This is a genomic window from Armatimonadota bacterium, from assembly GCA_016125185.1.
Lineage (GTDB): Bacteria > Armatimonadota > Fimbriimonadia > Fimbriimonadales > Fimbriimonadaceae > Fimbriimonas.
Genome location: WGMG01000006.1, coordinates 1,559,139 through 1,575,172 on the forward strand (window position 1 = coordinate 1,559,139; position 16,034 = coordinate 1,575,172).

A 16,034-nucleotide genomic window follows, 5' to 3' on the forward strand; every position below is an offset into this window, starting at 1 on the left:
CTACAGCTTGACCCAGGTGCGCTTGTCGTGGCTCTGCTCGACCGCGTCCAGAACACGCTGATTCTCGTATCCGTCCACGAAATCGGGTGAAATCGGCTTGCCCTCGACCATGTTGGTCACTGCATCCGCAACCAGGTTCACAAAGGTGTGCTCGTAGCCGATAATGTGCCCGACCGGCCAGTAGTGTCCGGCGTAAGGATGGTTGGCTTCGGTGGCCTGGATGAGCCGGAATCCATGCAGGTCGGAAGGGTCATCGTTGTTATAGTATTCAAGCTCATTCATCTTTTCGAGATTGAACACCACTGAGCCCTTCGATCCGTTGATTTCAAAGGAGTTTTTGTTCTTGCGTCCAACCGCAAATCGCGTCGCCTCGAAGGTGCCGAGAGCGCCGTTCTTGAACTTGGCGAGGAACATGGCTGCGTCGTCGACGGTCACATCGCCCATCTTGTCGCTTGCCTTTGCACCCAGCTTATCGTCGATCTCGCCCGCCAGTGGTCGCTTCTTAATGAACGTGTGAAGCATGCCGCACACTTCATCGAACTCGCCGATCAGGTGGCGAGCCAAGTCGATGATGTGCGCGTTGATGTCGCCATGCGTGCCCGAGCCAGCGACTTCCTTTTGCAGTCGCCAAACGAGCGGAAAGTTCGGGTCGGCGATCCAGTCCTGCAGGTACACGGCCCGGAAATGGTAGATTGTGCCGAGCTTGCCCTCTTCGATCATCTTCTTGACCAGCGCGACCGCTGGTGCCTTGCGGTAGTTGTGGAAGACGGCGTGGGCGACCTTCGCCTGCAGGACTGCGTCGAGCATGTCCTTAGCCTCCTGCAGCGTGTTACCAATCGGCTTTTCGCACCACACGGCCTTGCCTGCCTTCGCGGCGGCGATGGCGATCTCCGCGTGGGTGTTGCCGGGCGTCGAAACGTCGATGATATCGATCTCCGGGTTCGCCACGACCTTGCGCCAATCGGTTTCGTAGTTCTTCCAGCCGTAGGTTTCGGCCGCCTTGCTCACCGCAGCTTCGTTTCGGCCGCAGATGGTGTGCATGTTGATCTCCGCTGGCAGGTCGAAGAAGTGGTTGGCTTGGCGGTAGGCGTTGCTGTGCGCCTTCCCCATGAATTGGTATCCGATCAGACCGACATTGAGAACTGGTTTGGACATGGCTAGCCTCATTTTGGGCTCCAGCGAAGTCAATTCGCAACCCTTAGGGGTGTCTTCGCACCCAAGCGAAACAAAAGGACATGCTTACGCATGGATGCTCGATCGCTGCCTCCGTATCAATGAAAGAGTGCAGACGCTCGAACCCTTTGACCGCGATACGGAGGCTAAGAAGACGGGCTCAATAACTCGCGATAGAACTCGAGAGACTTCGAAAGGTCGACTGATTCGTCCTCAAGGATGAAGCCATGCCGCACAATGTACAAACTCGACCAAACGTACTCGCCAGCATCCGAAACATAACCAGCCCGAACAGGATTATCGTTGAGGTAGCGAACCTTTTGCTCCAGGACTTCGTTGGTGAACAGAGGATTGCCTCGAAATGAGCGCTTCCAGAAGTTATTTCGTCCGAGTCCAGCCTGTTGATGAAGCTGCTCCCTCTCATGTGACGTTAGAAACGCCTTGAGCCTGTCAGAAGCATTCCCTTTGATTTCCCTGACCAAAGCCGAAATCGTCTGAGATGCATCTGGACGGACGACCAAGTGAATATGGTGCGGCATCACCACATAGCCGAAGAGAGACGCTCGCCAACGCTTCCAATCCCGCAAGAGGGAAAGACACATCCGCGTCCGCATCTCTTCCCGAGCAAATAGATGCGCGAAATCGAGGCACGTAGCCGTAACGAAGCACAGTTGTCCCGGCCCCTTCGGATTGACGTAGTGCTTATAGTCAGACACCCAAAAGCAAGTTTAGCCTCCGTGTCGCGGCCTGGATTTGCAAAGACCCAAATATCTATTGACACGGAGGCAGCATGGCAAACGGTAGCCTAAACCGAGTCGAACTGGCCCATTTTGCGGAACTTCGCGAATCGCGCTTCTCGAACCTGCTCCGGCGTCATCTTTTCCAATTCAGCCAAGTTCTTGGCAATCGCTTCCTTCACCGTCGCAAATGTCTCAATCGGGTTGCGATGCGCTCCACCGACCGGCTCCGGCAGAATGCCGTCGATGAGTCCGAATGAGTGCGCGCTTTCCGCCGTCAGCTTCAGCGCTCGCGCCGCTTCGGCGCCGCGCTCCGGCATTCGCCACAAGATCGCCGCGCAGCCTTCAGGCGGAATGACGCTGTAAACCGAGTATTGAAGCATCAGCACCTTCGACGAGGCCGCAATTCCGATCGCTCCGCCCGAGCCGCCCTCACCGATGACGACCGCGATGGTCGGCACCGAAAGCTCGAACATCTTCATGATCGACGCGGCGATTGCTTCCGAAATCCCGCGGGACTCGCTTTCGACGCCTGGGTCAGCGGCGGGCGTATCCACAAAGCTGATGACAGGCATGTTGAACCTTTCGGCCATCTCGAACAGACGGATCGCCTTGCGGTAGCCTTCGGGCTTGGCCATTGCGAAATTGCGGAACTGGCGTTCCTGAATGTTGCGTCCCTTCTGGTGGCCAACGATCATCACCGGACGGCCGTCAAATGTCGCTGGACCGCCGATGATCGCATTGTCGGCGAAGCCGTTTCGGTCGCCCTGAAGCTCGACGAAATCTTGGAATAGCGCCGTCACGTAGTCAAGTGTGTAGGGTCGCTTTTCCGCCCGCGCGATCAGCACCTTCTCCCAGTCGCCCACGTTGGTGTACAGCGCCTTCAGGAACTTGTCGCGCCCGTCTTCCAGCTTCACGATCTGGTCTTCCAGCAACGCCTTGTCCGACTCGTTCTGCTCCTTCCGCGCTCGCTCTTTGGCGTTCACAATAAACTTTTCGAGCTCGGTCAGCTCGCTTTCCCACTCGTTGTGGTTCTTCGCGCTCATGCCTTCCCTCCTACCAAGTGGCCACCCAGCGTCTTAACCAGCGAACCGAGCGTGTTTCGCATGTCCTTGCGCGCGACGATCGCGTCGATCATGCCGTGCTTCAGGCAGAATTCTGCCGTCTGGAAGTCGTCGGGCACCTTGCTCACGCCCGCTTGCTTGGCGACCCGCGCTCCGGCAAAGCCGACCAGCGACTTTGGCTCAGCGACAATCACATCGGCGACCGATGCATAGGAAGCAAGCACGCCTGCCATCGTGGGGTCGGTAAAAACCGAAATGTAGGGGACGCCTGCCTCGCGGCACTGCTGAACGGCGGCCGTCGTCTTCGCCATCTGCATCAGCGAGAGAATTCCTTCCTGCATGCGTGCGCCACCGGAGGCGCAAAAGATGATCGCGGGCATGCCTTCCATCGCCGCCCGTTCCAGGCATCGCGTGATCTTTTCGCCCGCTACCGATCCCATCGAGCCGCCCATGAACGAAAAGTCGGCGATAGCGATGCTCACTGGCTGGTCCATCAACTTGGCTCGCCCGCCCGTGATCGAGTCGAATCTGCCGGTCTTTTGCTCAGCAAGGTGAAGCTTGTCGATGTAATCGGGAAAGTCGAGCGGATTCCCGCTTCGGAGCTCGGTGTCCAGCTCCTCAAATGAGTCGGCATCAAAGGTCCAACGGAGGCGATCCTCAGCCGAAATTCGGTGATGATGTCCGCAGTAAGGACAGACACGAAGGTTCTGTTCAAAATCGACGGAAAAGATGATCTTCTTGCACGATTGGCACTGCAAAAAGGCCTCAGACTGCTTCATTCCCTTCGCGCTCAACCCGGATATGGTACCACTTTCAGGCACCCTGCCGTTCCCGGACCCATTCCTTGTTATCCACAGAATCCCTTCCTCCCAGGAGAGGAAAGGCCCAGGAATGGAAGGGCAAGATTCAGGAACTTAGAGGCGCTTTGCGGTCCCGATACCGCTCCATATTGTCCACAAAAAGGAACTGGTGCGCTGCTCCCGCCAGTTCGCCAAATCGATCACGAAAATCCCCTGCCGCGGTCTCGTATCGGCTCTCCGTCAGGCTCGTTCCTGCCCATTGCGGGTAGTACAGACGCGTCATCACCTGCCAGATATGGGTGTCTATCGGCACCGACTCGCCATAGTCCAAGGCGAACAGACAAATGCAGTCAGCCAGCTTTCGACCAACGCCCGGCAATGCAAGCAACTCTTGACGAGCCACCGAAAACTCGGCACTCGCCAACTCGTCCAGAAAGGCTTCGCCGCCCCGACCCGCCAAGGTCGCCGCAACTCGCGGAATCGTCGCCCCTCGGTACCCAAAACCAGTTTCCCGAAGCTCTTGCTCAGTCACGCTCGCGATCCGGGCTACCGACGGAAAACCCGCGTCGCCATACGAAGCCAGCTTCCACACCATCGAGGTGATGCGCGAAACATGGTTGTTCGCCGAGCACAAAAAGCTGAACAGCATCTCGACCCGGCTATGAGGACGCATCAGCCTGAGCCCCACCCGGTCTCGGCAAAACGGCTCCAACTCAGGTCCAATCGCCAGAATCCGCTTGATAGTCTCGTCGTGGCGAACTTCCAACCGAAACAACCGTCGGAACACGTCTTCCGGCTGGTTTCCTTCGACTTCAAAACTCGCAGGTCCCGAGTATCGAACTCGGAAATGGTGGTCCCCGTCGAGAATCTCCCAGCCGCCATCGAGCACCAGCCAACGGAACATTTGCCCGCTCCGCGCGATGCGATCCATGTCAACGGGCCCGTCCTCAAATGTGACGGTGAAGCGATGCACTACAGCGTCCCTTCGGGCAACATTTCCAAGAACTCGTCTTCGTTCAGCACCGGAATCCCGAGTTGCTCCGCCTTCGCCAACTTGGAGCCCGCGCCCGGCCCGGCAACCACGTAATGCGTCTTTGCCGAAACCGATCCCGCCGCCTTGCCGCCCATCTTCATGACGGTCGCCTCGGCGTCCTCACGGGTGAATTTCTCCAGCTTTCCGGTGAACACAAAGGTCTTGCCCTCAAAGATATCGCTTACCGGCGCTTCCGCCTCGACCGGCGCGACACCAAGCGAAAGCAGATCGTCGATCAGCCGTTGGTTAGCCTCGTCTTCGAACCAAAGCTCGATCCCGCTTGCCGTCTTGTCGCCGATACCGTCAATTTGGATCAGATCGTCGAACGTCGCCTTGCGCAAGCGCTCCAGATTGCCGTACACCCGAGCGAGATCTTGCCCGCCTCGTTCACCGACGTCGGGAATGCCGAGCGCAAACAGCAGTCGTGGTAACGGCCGCGTCTTCGATTCTTCGATTGCCCCAAGCAAGTTTTCGACCGACTGCTCACCCATCCGGTCGAGCGCGAGCAACGCCTCCTTGTGATCTTTCAGGCGGTAGATCGACGATAGATCAGTCAGGTAGCCAAGCTCCAGGAACCGGTCGATCTGCTTCTCGCCCAGGCCCTCGATGTCCATCATCTTGCGACCCACAAAGTGCTTCAGAGCCGAACTCAATTGGGCCGGACAGCCCTTTGTGTTCGGGCATTTGATGAACACCAGCCCCTCTTGCCGCACCAACGGCGTTCCGCAGGCCGGACACTCGGTCGGCGGCTCCGCCTTCGCCGCGTCAGCAGGACGCTTTTCCAGGACCGGTCCCACGACTTCGGGGATCACGTCGCCCGCCCGCTGAACAATGACTGTGTCACCTTCGCGGACGTCCTTCCGCTCAAGGTCGTCGAAGTTGTGCAGGGTCGCGCGACTAACCGTTACGCCACCCACAAAAACCGGCTCAAGGTCGGCCACAGGTGTGATGTTCCCAGTTCGGCCCACCTGAACAAAGATGCGGTTCAAGATTGTAAACGCCTGCTCGGCCGGGAACTTATAGGCGATCGCCCATCTCGGTCCCCGCGCGGTATTCCCAAGTTGCTCTTGCAGAGACTTGCTATTGACCTTGACCACCACACCGTCGATGCCGAACGGCAGGTTGGGCCTAGCCGCCCCCACTTCGGCCACAAACTGGATGATTCCTTCAATCCCAGTTGAAACGCGATTCTCACTTCGGGCCGCAAAGCCAAGATCTCGCAATTCCTGAAGAGCGCCGGACTGCGTCTCCACCAGTCCGGTCGGCGGCGAAGTCAGCTCCACCGCACCAACTCCATAGGTAAAGAAGTTCAGCTTTCGCTCGGCGGTCAGGCGGCTGTCCAGTTGCCGAAGCCCACCACTCGCCGCATTACGCGGGTTCACGAACACCTGCTCCCCTTTCTCCAGCTTCGCTGCGTTCAATTCCTCGAACACCGACTTCAGCATCACGACTTCGCCGCGCACTTCGATCCGCCCCATCAACGTCTCGCGAAGTCGCAACGGGATTCCTCGGATGGTGCGAGCGTTGGGCAAAACATTCTCGCCCGTCGTCCCGTCACCACGTGTCGCCGCCGTCACCAGCAGTCCGTCTTGGTAGGTCAGCGACATCGACGCTCCGTCGAACTTCATTTCCGCAAAGTATTCGACATCCTCCGTCAACCCCAAAAACCTCTTCACGCGCTCGTCAAACTGCCTCAGTTCGTCTTCCCCAAAGGCGTTATCCAGCGACAGCATCGGCTGGGCGTGGCGATGGGGCTCAAAGCCAGAAACTGGAAGGGTTCCGACCCGCTGCGTGGGGCTGTCCGGTGTCCTTAGGTCAGGGTGCGTGGCCTCAAGGTTGACCAGTTCGCGAAACAGATGGTCGTACTCGGAATCCGACATATCCGGCGTGTCGAGCACGTAATAGCGGTAGTTCGCCTGTTCAAGGACGGTGCGCAGTTCGGCAGCGCGGGCCGCAGGGTCCATGGCGATAGATTACTCAGTCTCGATGGGCCAATTCGAACACTTTCGATTGAACAAAGATCGGGACTTGGAAGCGCACTGCAAGCGCAATGGCGTCCGACGGGCGGGAGTCGAGAATGACTTCGTTTCCACCCTGGCGCATATGGATTTTGGCGTAGTAAATGTCTCGCCAAAGATCGTCGATGACAACCCGTTCAACCGTCGCGCCGAGCTTTTCGATGGAAGTCTTCAGCAGGTCGTGGGTCATGGGACGATCCGGAGTTTCCTGTTCCAACGGATCGAGGATCGCCTTGGCTTCGGGAAAACCGATGCTGATCGGCAGTCGCTTCTCGCCGTCCGTCAGGAAGATAAATCGATGCGGATGTCGGTCGACATCCATCTCATAGATACCTTCGATCTGAACTTCGACTGGCTCCATGTCATCCATGTCGATGTCGTCGAACTCCTCCTCGGGAAAAAACGCCGGAGGCTGGTGCAGTCTCTCATCCATAGAACCATCGAATTCTTCAGACATTGTTCTCTCCCAGGTAGCTTCTCCTATTTTATGCTCTTTTTGCTCGGAGTGTATTGCTTAAATCAAAAACTAGCCGTTCAATCGTGTCCATGGGGCTTAAGGAGGTTCCGAGCCCCTTCAGGGCGGCGTCCGCCTTCGATAAGTGCTCCATCGCTTCGACGACCTGCCCAAGCGAAAGATTCTGGGCCGCGCGCATCACCGAGCCCTGCACGAAGGGCCGCTCGGAGCCCAAGTTCGGCTTCGACGGGAACTGGGCGCGGACCTCGCTCGGGGCCGACTCCGGTCGGCACCCACTCTCCACGCAGACTCGACCCTGATAAAGCAGTTTGAGTTGCCGCGAGATGAGCGGAAAAAGCTGAGAGAAGACCACGTCTTCGACCTTATTTTTGCTCCCCACCACGATCTGCAACTGACGCAGAGATTCCTGCACGTTGCCCGATGTGAGAGCGTCGATCATTCGCCACACGTTCCACTCGCGCGATGCGACGACGACCGACTTGATCGAGTGTTCCGAGATCGTCTCCTCCTCGCTGTACAAAAAGACCTTGTCGAGCTCTTCCATTGCGTAGGAATAGCTTCCGCCAGTCATTTCCACCAACAGGTCGAGGGTCCCCGGCTGAATCTTTCGCCCGCGCTTCAGAATCTCCTGTCGAAGCATGTCCGACGTCTTTTTGGGGTCGGCGTCAAACTTCGCCACGGTCCCCCCCGCTGAAGTCACGAGCCTTTCCAGCGATGCCTTGCGGCTGCCACCGGCCTGCCGCTGATCCTCGCCTTCGTTGCTGTGAACCAAAATCAGAAGCGCCGTTTCGGGCAGAGCCTGCAACGGCGCGGTCGGAATATCGTCGGCCTTCAGTTTCTGGGCGTTGCGGACAATGACTGTACGCTTTGATGCCAAAAAGGGGAAAGTCCCAACCGAGGCCAGCCAGTCGCCAGGTTGTGAGCTATCGGCCTGAAACTCTTCCAGGTCATAGTCGTCTTTTTGCAGTCCAGCATGCTCCAACATGTCGTCGATGGCCGCGCGTAGAAGAACAGGCTCGTTCCCCGAAAGGAGGACGACGCGACTTTGGACGGCTTTGGCTACGTTGAAACTCATGCGGATTTCGGCATCTTGATCAGCCGATTCCTAAAGTCTTGCACGGAAGTGCGAGCGCTTTCAACATCCGTTTGGTTCACTTCAATCGGACCGAACATCACATTCGTAAAAGTCGTGCCGATCTCGAACGCCGACTCCTTCAGTTCACCAAGCTGGTCGCCAACTCGCCGCAGGTACTCGTTCGTCGTTTCACTCAAGAGGCGTCGGTGCCCTGTGTATTTCCAAATCGCGGCGATAAACTTCACATACTCCAGGTCGAGCTCATTTCGAATCATGGACGCGGTCTTGGGTAACCGCCGCATGCGGATGAACACCACGATGCCGGTCACGATCGCACCGATGATCAGGAAGTTCAAAACCATGCCTATCGTTCGCAAGATCGCGGCGGTATCCGTCGGCTTGTTGTCCTTTGGGCCGCCGCCCGGTACTACTTCGGCTCCTGCAGTTGCATCGAACGGCACCCAGCCAATATCCTCGAAATACAGTTCCGCCCACGCGTGGCGGTCGCTTTCCAACAGCGTCTGCGTTCCCTGCGAATTGCGGTTAACCGGATCGACCAGATAACCGACGCAATACCGAGCCGGAATGCGAGCCGACCGCGCCATCTCGACCATGGCGGTAGCAAAAATATCGCAATAACCTTCGTGGCTCTTGAACAGCGCGTACTCTGCCGCGTCCTGATCGCTCGGCGTCGCCTCGGCGCGCATGTTATATTTGATGCGCGACGAAATCTCGTGCTGGATCGCCATCGCCTTATCTAAGTCGCCATGCAGCCCCTTTGTCACCTGGGCGGTTAGGTCGCGAATGCCGCCCGAGGGCGGGGTCGGATCGAAATAAGAATTCAGCCATGTATCGATCACATCCGGGACTGACGAGCCACTTTTCAGTTCGGGAACCTTGTCATATGTCAGCGTGCCATCGTAGCGATCCGCCGAATTCAACTGCATGTTGATCGTCGAATTATCGATGGGGCGCCCACAGGAGAAGTTGGGATCGTTCCCCGCTTGCAAGATTTCCCGAGTAGGCAGCAGGGCCGTGATCTTCAGCACTTGGCTACGGTAATCGTCCCAATACTGGCCCGATTTCTTGTTTGGATACTTAAAGTGTTCGGCCGCTGGTTGAGGTTCAGGCTCCAGATATCCGCCCGAAATTCGGTCGACGAAGGTTCCGCCCCCCGGGTCGCGATTCGACCAAGATTTGCCCGACCACAGGTTGTAAGTCGCTACCCGCAGGTAGTCCGGGATGTCTCCCCGCAGTTCAAAGTAAGGGGTGTCGCTCAGCGAGACTGGTCCGGTGCCCACCGCGGTAGAATTCGGAATCTCTTGCGAAGACGACGTGTTGTTTGGTGTCCGCAAGCGAGGAGATCGAACGCTCACAATGCCGGCCAGCGGCTTTGCCGTCGCTTGGATGACCGGCGCACCAAGCAGACTCAAAACGACGATGACAAGAGCGCTTCCCAGGGCCCACTCGGCCCCCGCTGCCCATCGCCAAGGCCCTTCGCGAAGGGACATCGATTGCTCGGAAGGTGAGAGGTGCATCCCTTGCCCAAGTCGGAAGAATCCCGAATCGACGGCCCGATTCTGCATGTCTCGCCCATGGGCGCGAGCAAACAGCGTCGCGAAGCAGATCAGGAATAGGAAGAAGAAAAAGACGACGTATCGGAACGTGTCGTAACACCCGACAAACCCGAAGATGGCGACCGCCGGAATGGACTGGAAGACGATGGTCCCGTCCCGCCAGCAGAAAAAAGAACCGAAGATGGTCATCCAGAGGAGCCATGACGACGGAGCAAGCTCAGGCGGAAAGGTGTCCTCTGGAAAGATGCTGATGTTGATACTTCTGGCCGCGACCACCGCCCCCCAGGCCACGACAGCGTAGAGGATGCCGTCGATCTTTACGAACCAGAACTTCTCGAACTTCGACCGAATGAGGAAGCTCAAAAGCACGCCGATCGACACGCCGACCACGCCGACCAGCGACACATAATTCGACGCCACGGCTTGGCCGCACGAGAACACGGCAAATACGCTGGTCAGCCAGCACAAAAGGTAGTCGATCCAGTTCGCCTTGCTGGTGTCTTGCCAAGCGTTCGCCTTCACTGACCAACCTCCGGCATCTGCAAAACCAATGCGCCTCGCTGGCGGTAGCTTTCGTTCATCAGCGAGGCCGATTCGCTCACTCGTTTCGGGTCGAACGCCGTCGCATCGTAGGTCAGGACCACGACCGGATACCGGCCGCGGACTCGGTCGAGGGCCGTCAACAGCGAGCCATCGTCGATGGCCGCCATCACGTAAAAAGTCGTTCCGGCATCAACTTGCGCGGTCGCATCCAAAAGGTCGCCGCCGATCGTGTCGATCTCGTCCGCCATCGCGGTTCCCAGCGCGAGCGCAATGTCTTCGCGGCGCTCGGCCTCGCCTCGAACCGAGGATTTCTCTTCAAACTGAGGGAAGCTGATCTTCACGCCCTGCCGCAAAAGCTGTTCGGTCAGGTAGAGCGCATGTCCCGCCATCGCGTCAAAACTCGTGACGTTGCCTTTGCCCACGTCGGTGCCACGCGTCCGCTGAAGTAGAAACGCCGCCGCCCCTTGCGACCCGGCCTGAAACTCCTTCACCTGCAATGTTCCTGTGCGGGCACTGCTTCGCCAGTGAACGTGGCGGAGCGAGTCACCTGACACATACTCGCGAATGCCGCGTGGCTCGATACCTGCGCCCGACGCCTGGCCGCTCATCGCCTCGTTGATGCCCCAACCCGCTGAACTTGGAAGCTCAACGGAAACCGGAATCGGCGTTGGAACCACGATGATCTCGGTCGGCTCGGTCTCGTAGTTGACGGTTCGCGTAGTTAGGCCGAGCGCATCCGTCGCCGTCACCTTGATGTTCTTCCAGCGGAAGCGCCCGCGTTTCAAGGGCCGAAATTGGTAAATCGTTCGCACTGGTAAGTCGAAGGCCGGAGCCACAGGCAGACTCGGCCCGACTTCCGAACTCTTCAGTCGATCTGGCAAATGGTCCTCGACCGTTACCAAAGGGCGCTTGATCTTGCGCTCGCTCCACAAAACGACCTCAATGGTCACCAATTCGCCAACGTGCACGCTCTTCGGCGCGATCCGTTCAATGCGAAGGGCTCGTGTCGCCAAGATGGATTGCAGGTTGCAGGCGATGATTGTTGCGATGAGCGCAAAGCTCATATAGAACAGCGACGGCGCGTTGATCAGCACCGCGACGACCCCTAAAAAGAGGGAGCAAACCGTGAGCGCTGTACCTGCAACCTTTCGCAACGAACTACCCCACCGGCAATGGCGCCGTCACCGTATCGACGATCTGGCTGACCACGTCGCTGGAGTCGAAGCCTTTCGAGCGGAGCTCGGCCCGGGTCATCACGCGATGTCCGAGAACAAATGGAGCCACCTGCTTTACATCGTCCGGTCGAACCGTGTTCGAACCGCTGATGGCGGCTTTGGCTTGGCTCGCCCGCATCAGGTGGAGGGTGGCACGCGGCGAAGCGCCAAGAACCAACTGGTTCGAGGTTCGCGTGGCTCGAACGATGTCGACGATGTAGTCCTTGATCATGTCGTGGACGAACGTGTCGCGAATGTCGTTCTGAGTCTCTCGCAGTTCATCCTGCGAGATCACGGCCTGCAAGTGGTCGATGGGTCGAGAAACCTGTTGGTCGGTGAGGACCTGCCTTTCCGCGTCGCGGTCGGGATAGCCAAGCGATATTCGCGCGAAAAACCGGTCGAGCTGGGCTTCCGGGAGCGGGAAGGTGCCCGTCATCTCCACCGAGTTCTGGGTCGCGATGACGAAGAATGGTCGCGGCAGTCGGCGCGTTTCGCCGTCGGTTGAGACCTGTCCTTCTTCCATCGCTTCCAAGAGCGCGGACTGGGTCTTCGGCGTCGCACGATTGATTTCGTCGGCCAACACCACGTTCGCGAACAGCGGTCCTGGGCGGAACGAAAACTCGGCGTCGCGTTGGTTATAAATCGAACTTCCCGTGATGTCCGCGGGCAAAAGGTCGGGCGTAAACTGAACTCGGCGGAAGTCTCCACCGATCGTGATCGCCAACGCCTTCGCCAGCGTGGTCTTACCGACGCCTGGAACGTCCTCGATCAGCAGATGGCCTTCGCAGAGCAAGGTGACGACGGCCATTTCGACCGCGTCGCGCTTACCCACGACCGCGCGTTCAACTTCATTGACAATCCGACGAGCAACATCCCCTATTCTTTGATTCGCCACGAACCCCTGGTACCTCTCCGTAATCTTGCTTGTGAATGATTACGTTCTAAATTTAGACACCGTTATGCCTACTAAGGATACAACTACGAGTTTTTTGTCCAATAGGTGCCCGTCAAACGTTCTCCATTGCCGAGACTTCGTGCCCGCTCCGGCCTCAAAATGCTAAACTTTTCCGCGTGCCAGATTGTGTTGTCGGTGTGGATTTAGGCGGGACCAATGTCCGGGCTTGTGCGTATTACGAGAACGGAGAGCCAGCCGGTCGCAAGTTTGAAAACCCCTCGCGGGGACAGGATGGGGTCGTCGCCGTCATCGACGCCGTCGCCGCCACAATCCAGCAGGCCATCGCCAGCGCCGAGTCGCCGCCCAAAGCATTCGGACTCGCCATTCCTGGGCACGTTGACCACAAACACGGCATCGTCCGCTGGTCGCCCAACTTTGGCAAGGAGATCAACGGCGTATTCGAACCGTGGAAGGATGTTCCCGTCCGCGAACCGCTCTCCAAGCTCGTCGATCTGCCGATGTTTATGGACAACGACGCCAACATGGCCGCCCTAGGCGAATACCGCTTCGGCACGGGCAATAACAGCGCCAAGGCGTTTGTCATGTTCACCCTTGGCACCGGCATCGGCAGCGGCATCATCCTTTCTCCCGAGTCGGTCCTGGGCGATGCCCGCGGTCCACTCGTCGTCGTTGGTGGAAACCATGGCGGTGCGGAACTCGGACACACGATCATCAACGCCGACGGATTGGACTGCACTGCCGGGACCTATGGCACCCTCGAAGCCTACTGCCAGCGTGACGCAATCATCCGTCGCGCCCAATACAAGCTTCAGCGGGGCCGCGAAAGCCTGATGACCGACCTGGTGGAAGGCGATTTCAGCCGCATCACTCCGCGCCTCATCTCGGAAGCCTGCGACCAAGGCGATGTCGTCGCCCAAGAAGTCTTCCGTGAGATCGGCACCTTCCTCGGTGTCGGCATCGCCAACGCCATCAACACCTTCGCGCCGGAGATTCTCGTCATCGGCGGTCAGGTGAGCAAGGCAGGCAAATGGATCATGGAGCCCGCCGTAGTTTCCGCCCGAAACAACGCGATTTCATCCCTCTTCAATGACTGCACCATCGTCGCTGCAAAACACATCGAAGACGCCGGCATGCTCGGCGGCGCCGCCCTGGCCCTCGAGGGACTTAAGTGGAATACCGGTTCCTCGCACCAAGGCAGGGACTACTAAAGGTAATCTAGGACAAGCACATGACCGAAGTGATCATGCCCAAGATGGGCGACGGAATGGAAGAAGGCACGCTCAACGAGTGGCTGAAGAAAGACGGCGAGAAGGTGAAGTCGGGCGAAGTGATCGGTACGATCCAGACCGACAAGGCGACGCTCGAACTGGAAGCTCCCGCGAGCGGCGTCCTGACCGGCATCTTGCTCCAAGCGGGCGGCACTGTACCCGTCGGCAAGGCCATCGCCGCCATTCTAAAGGATGGCGAGTCGCTTCCGTCCGGTTGGGGCTCGGGCTCTTCGACTCCGGCTGCACCCGCCGCCGAAGCCGCTCCCGTTGCTGAGGCTCCTGCGACTGCTTCTGCTCCGGTCGCCACCACGGCAGTTTCCGAGCGCATTAAGGCTTCTCCGCTGGCCAAAAAGATCGCCAGGGATCGAGGCATCGATCTTGCCGGTATCACCGGTTCCGGTCCCGACGGCCGCATCGTGCAGAAGGACGTTTTGGGCGCGACTCCCGGCTCCGCTCCGGCTCCCGCCGCCACCAAGGCGCCGGCATTCGCTCCGATTGCCGCATCTGCCGAAGACACGACATTCCCGCTCAACAAGATTCGCCAAATCACCGCCAAGCGAACCCAGGAGAGCAAACAGCAGGTTCCCCACTTCTACGTCACTGTCGAGGTCGACGTCGAGAAGATTCTCGCCCTTCGCGAAATGTTCGAAGAAGAGGAGAGCGGCAAGGTTTCCATCAATGACTTCGTGGTGAAGGCCTCGGCCCTCGCCCTGCGCGACATGCCTCAGGTGAACGCGGCCTTCCAAGGCGACAAGCTTCTGATTCATGGAGGCGTGCACATCGGAATCGCGGTAGCGCTGGAAGATGGTCTCACGGTCCCCGTCGTTAAGAACGTCGACCTTAAACCGCTTCGCCAGATTAATGCCGAAGTACGCGATCTCGCCAAGCGCGCCAAGGACAATAAGCTGTCGATGGACGAGCTTTCTGGTTCGACCTTCAGCATCTCGAATATGGGAATGCTTGATGTCGACAACTTCCTCGCTATCGTCAATCAGCCCAACGCCGCCATCGTCGCCATCGCGTCGGTGCGCAAGCGAGTGGTGGTGAACGACGAAGGCGAAATCGAGGTTCGAAGCAAGATGAACATCACCGGCTCGTTCGATCACCGAGTGGCCGACGGCGCAATCGGCGCCAAGTTCATCAACGTGATCAAGAGCTACCTTGAGAACCCGACGCGTCTGCTTCAGTAGCGCAGATCGATCGACTCGTTTGCAACCGCGATCTTGACTGGCGAAACTTCCATCTCAACGATGGCGCTTTCGACCGCCAGCACCTCATGGTCCATGGCGTGGACCAGATTGCGGGCGCTCTCCAGAATGGGCGAAATCGCCAGATAAGGATTCTTGTCGATCTGCATGGTGCATTCGCCCATCGACCGCATCAGTTCGATAGCGAGCGCCTCCTGAGCCGCCAACTGCTGGATGTGGCTTCGCAAATGCTCTCGCCTCAACAACTGCTTCTCCAAAACCGAAATATTCTTCTCGATATACTGCCGGGTCGCCAGATTGGTCGTCTGTCGCAACTCGGATCGTTTTTCTTCCAACGGCCCTTTCGGATCGTGGCCCGCCAAGCGATCGAGTTCGCTTTGGAGGTCGGCTCGTTTGGCCTTGGCCTCGATCTCAGCGTGAAGCAGATCCTTCAGCATGACCGACATTTCTTGGTATTCGTCGGATTCCAGACGTGCCCGCATGACGGCAGCCAGAGCCTCGGCGTAAACCATTACCGACTTTCCACCGCTAACCGTTTCGAGAAAGTGATCTACGTCGTCGACCTTAATCACCAATCGGTCGGGCCGATTCGGGTCGCCTCGGCGTCCCCAAAGCCTCTGCGAGAAGTGTGCAACTCCAGCAAAGGCCACCATCGGGAGAAAAAGGAAGCTTCCAAGACCCAACGTTGCAAGTGTAATGACGAAGAGTATCCCGGAAGCCGCCCAGAGATAAGTCATATTGATTTCGCCCGCAACAACCTTTGCACCGAGTCTCTCGAGGTGGGTCTTTGGCTCTTCCGGACGGAGTCTCCTGGTGCGGCTCGTGATGACGGAATGAATACCGCCCTTGGGGAAGGACCCCCGCGCATATGTCGGTTCAAAACTATCCGAATTCATCTCGCTCTCCGTGCGATGTTTCGACGCCAATCCTTGG

Annotated in this window: 14 protein-coding genes; 2 read left to right on the plus strand and 12 right to left on the minus strand. The window is 58.2% G+C overall.

The window, feature by feature from the left end; translation table 11 throughout:
- From GC165_15355 to GC165_15405, 11 genes are all read right to left on the minus strand, one after another.
- Positions 1 to 1,155 carry a gfo/Idh/MocA family oxidoreductase gene (locus GC165_15355; protein MBI1334245.1) on the minus strand — a complete coding sequence of 385 codons (1,155 nt, stop codon included), beginning with the start codon at positions 1,153 to 1,155 and terminating at the stop codon, positions 1 to 3.
- 164 nt (positions 1,156 to 1,319) lie between these two features.
- Positions 1,320 to 1,889, minus strand: coding sequence for a hypothetical protein (locus tag GC165_15360; GenBank protein MBI1334246.1), 570 nt, complete (start codon positions 1,887 to 1,889; stop codon positions 1,320 to 1,322).
- Positions 1,890 to 1,978: 89 nt separating this feature from the next.
- Entirely contained in the window at positions 1,979 to 2,956 is a 978-nt protein-coding gene (locus tag GC165_15365) for an acetyl-CoA carboxylase carboxyltransferase subunit alpha (protein ID MBI1334247.1), read from the minus strand.
- Positions 2,953 to 3,753, minus strand: coding sequence for an acetyl-CoA carboxylase carboxyltransferase subunit beta (locus tag GC165_15370; protein ID MBI1334248.1), 801 nt, complete (start codon positions 3,751 to 3,753; stop codon positions 2,953 to 2,955). The genes GC165_15365 and GC165_15370 overlap by 4 nt, the downstream gene beginning before the upstream one ends.
- A gap of 127 nt (positions 3,754 to 3,880) precedes the next feature.
- Positions 3,881 to 4,705, minus strand: coding sequence for a hypothetical protein (locus GC165_15375; protein ID MBI1334249.1), 825 nt, complete (start codon positions 4,703 to 4,705; stop codon positions 3,881 to 3,883).
- A gap of 41 nt (positions 4,706 to 4,746) precedes the next feature.
- Entirely contained in the window at positions 4,747 to 6,771 is a 2,025-nt protein-coding gene (ligA, locus tag GC165_15380) for an NAD-dependent DNA ligase LigA (GenBank protein MBI1334250.1), read from the minus strand.
- Between the two features lie 13 nt (positions 6,772 to 6,784).
- Positions 6,785 to 7,282, minus strand: coding sequence for a bifunctional nuclease family protein (locus GC165_15385; GenBank protein MBI1334251.1), 498 nt, complete (start codon positions 7,280 to 7,282; stop codon positions 6,785 to 6,787).
- A gap of 28 nt (positions 7,283 to 7,310) precedes the next feature.
- On the minus strand, positions 7,311 to 8,375 hold the full coding sequence (gene holA, locus GC165_15390) for a DNA polymerase III subunit delta (protein ID MBI1334252.1): 1,065 nt from the start codon (positions 8,373 to 8,375) through the stop codon (positions 7,311 to 7,313).
- The gene (locus GC165_15395; protein ID MBI1334253.1) at positions 8,372 to 10,474 is read right to left on the minus strand and encodes a hypothetical protein; all 2,103 of its coding nucleotides are present in this window, start codon (positions 10,472 to 10,474) and stop codon (positions 8,372 to 8,374) included. The genes holA and GC165_15395 overlap by 4 nt, the downstream gene beginning before the upstream one ends.
- Complete coding sequence (locus GC165_15400; protein MBI1334254.1) at positions 10,471 to 11,649, minus strand: DUF58 domain-containing protein; 1,179 nt, start codon at positions 11,647 to 11,649, stop codon at positions 10,471 to 10,473. The genes GC165_15395 and GC165_15400 overlap by 4 nt, the downstream gene beginning before the upstream one ends.
- A gap of 4 nt (positions 11,650 to 11,653) precedes the next feature.
- Positions 11,654 to 12,517, minus strand: a complete 864-nt coding sequence (locus GC165_15405) for an AAA domain-containing protein (GenBank protein ID MBI1334255.1) — start codon at positions 12,515 to 12,517, stop codon at positions 11,654 to 11,656.
- 164 nt (positions 12,518 to 12,681) lie between these two features.
- Here GC165_15405 and GC165_15410 point away from each other — a divergent pair, with 164 nt between their 5' ends.
- Both GC165_15410 and GC165_15415 read left to right on the plus strand, forming a co-directional pair.
- Positions 12,682 to 13,833, plus strand: coding sequence for an ROK family protein (locus tag GC165_15410; protein ID MBI1334256.1), 1,152 nt, complete (start codon positions 12,682 to 12,684; stop codon positions 13,831 to 13,833).
- 20 nt (positions 13,834 to 13,853) lie between these two features.
- Positions 13,854 to 15,083, plus strand: coding sequence for a pyruvate dehydrogenase complex dihydrolipoamide acetyltransferase (locus GC165_15415; protein ID MBI1334257.1), 1,230 nt, complete (start codon positions 13,854 to 13,856; stop codon positions 15,081 to 15,083).
- On the opposite strand, the gene GC165_15420 is transcribed toward GC165_15415, so the two are convergent.
- A complete protein-coding gene (locus tag GC165_15420) occupies positions 15,077 to 15,784 on the minus strand; it encodes a hypothetical protein (protein ID MBI1334258.1) in 708 nt (235 codons plus the stop codon). The two genes, GC165_15415 and GC165_15420, sit on opposite strands and share 7 nt — an antisense overlap.
- Between the last annotated feature and the right edge of the window lie 250 nt (positions 15,785 to 16,034).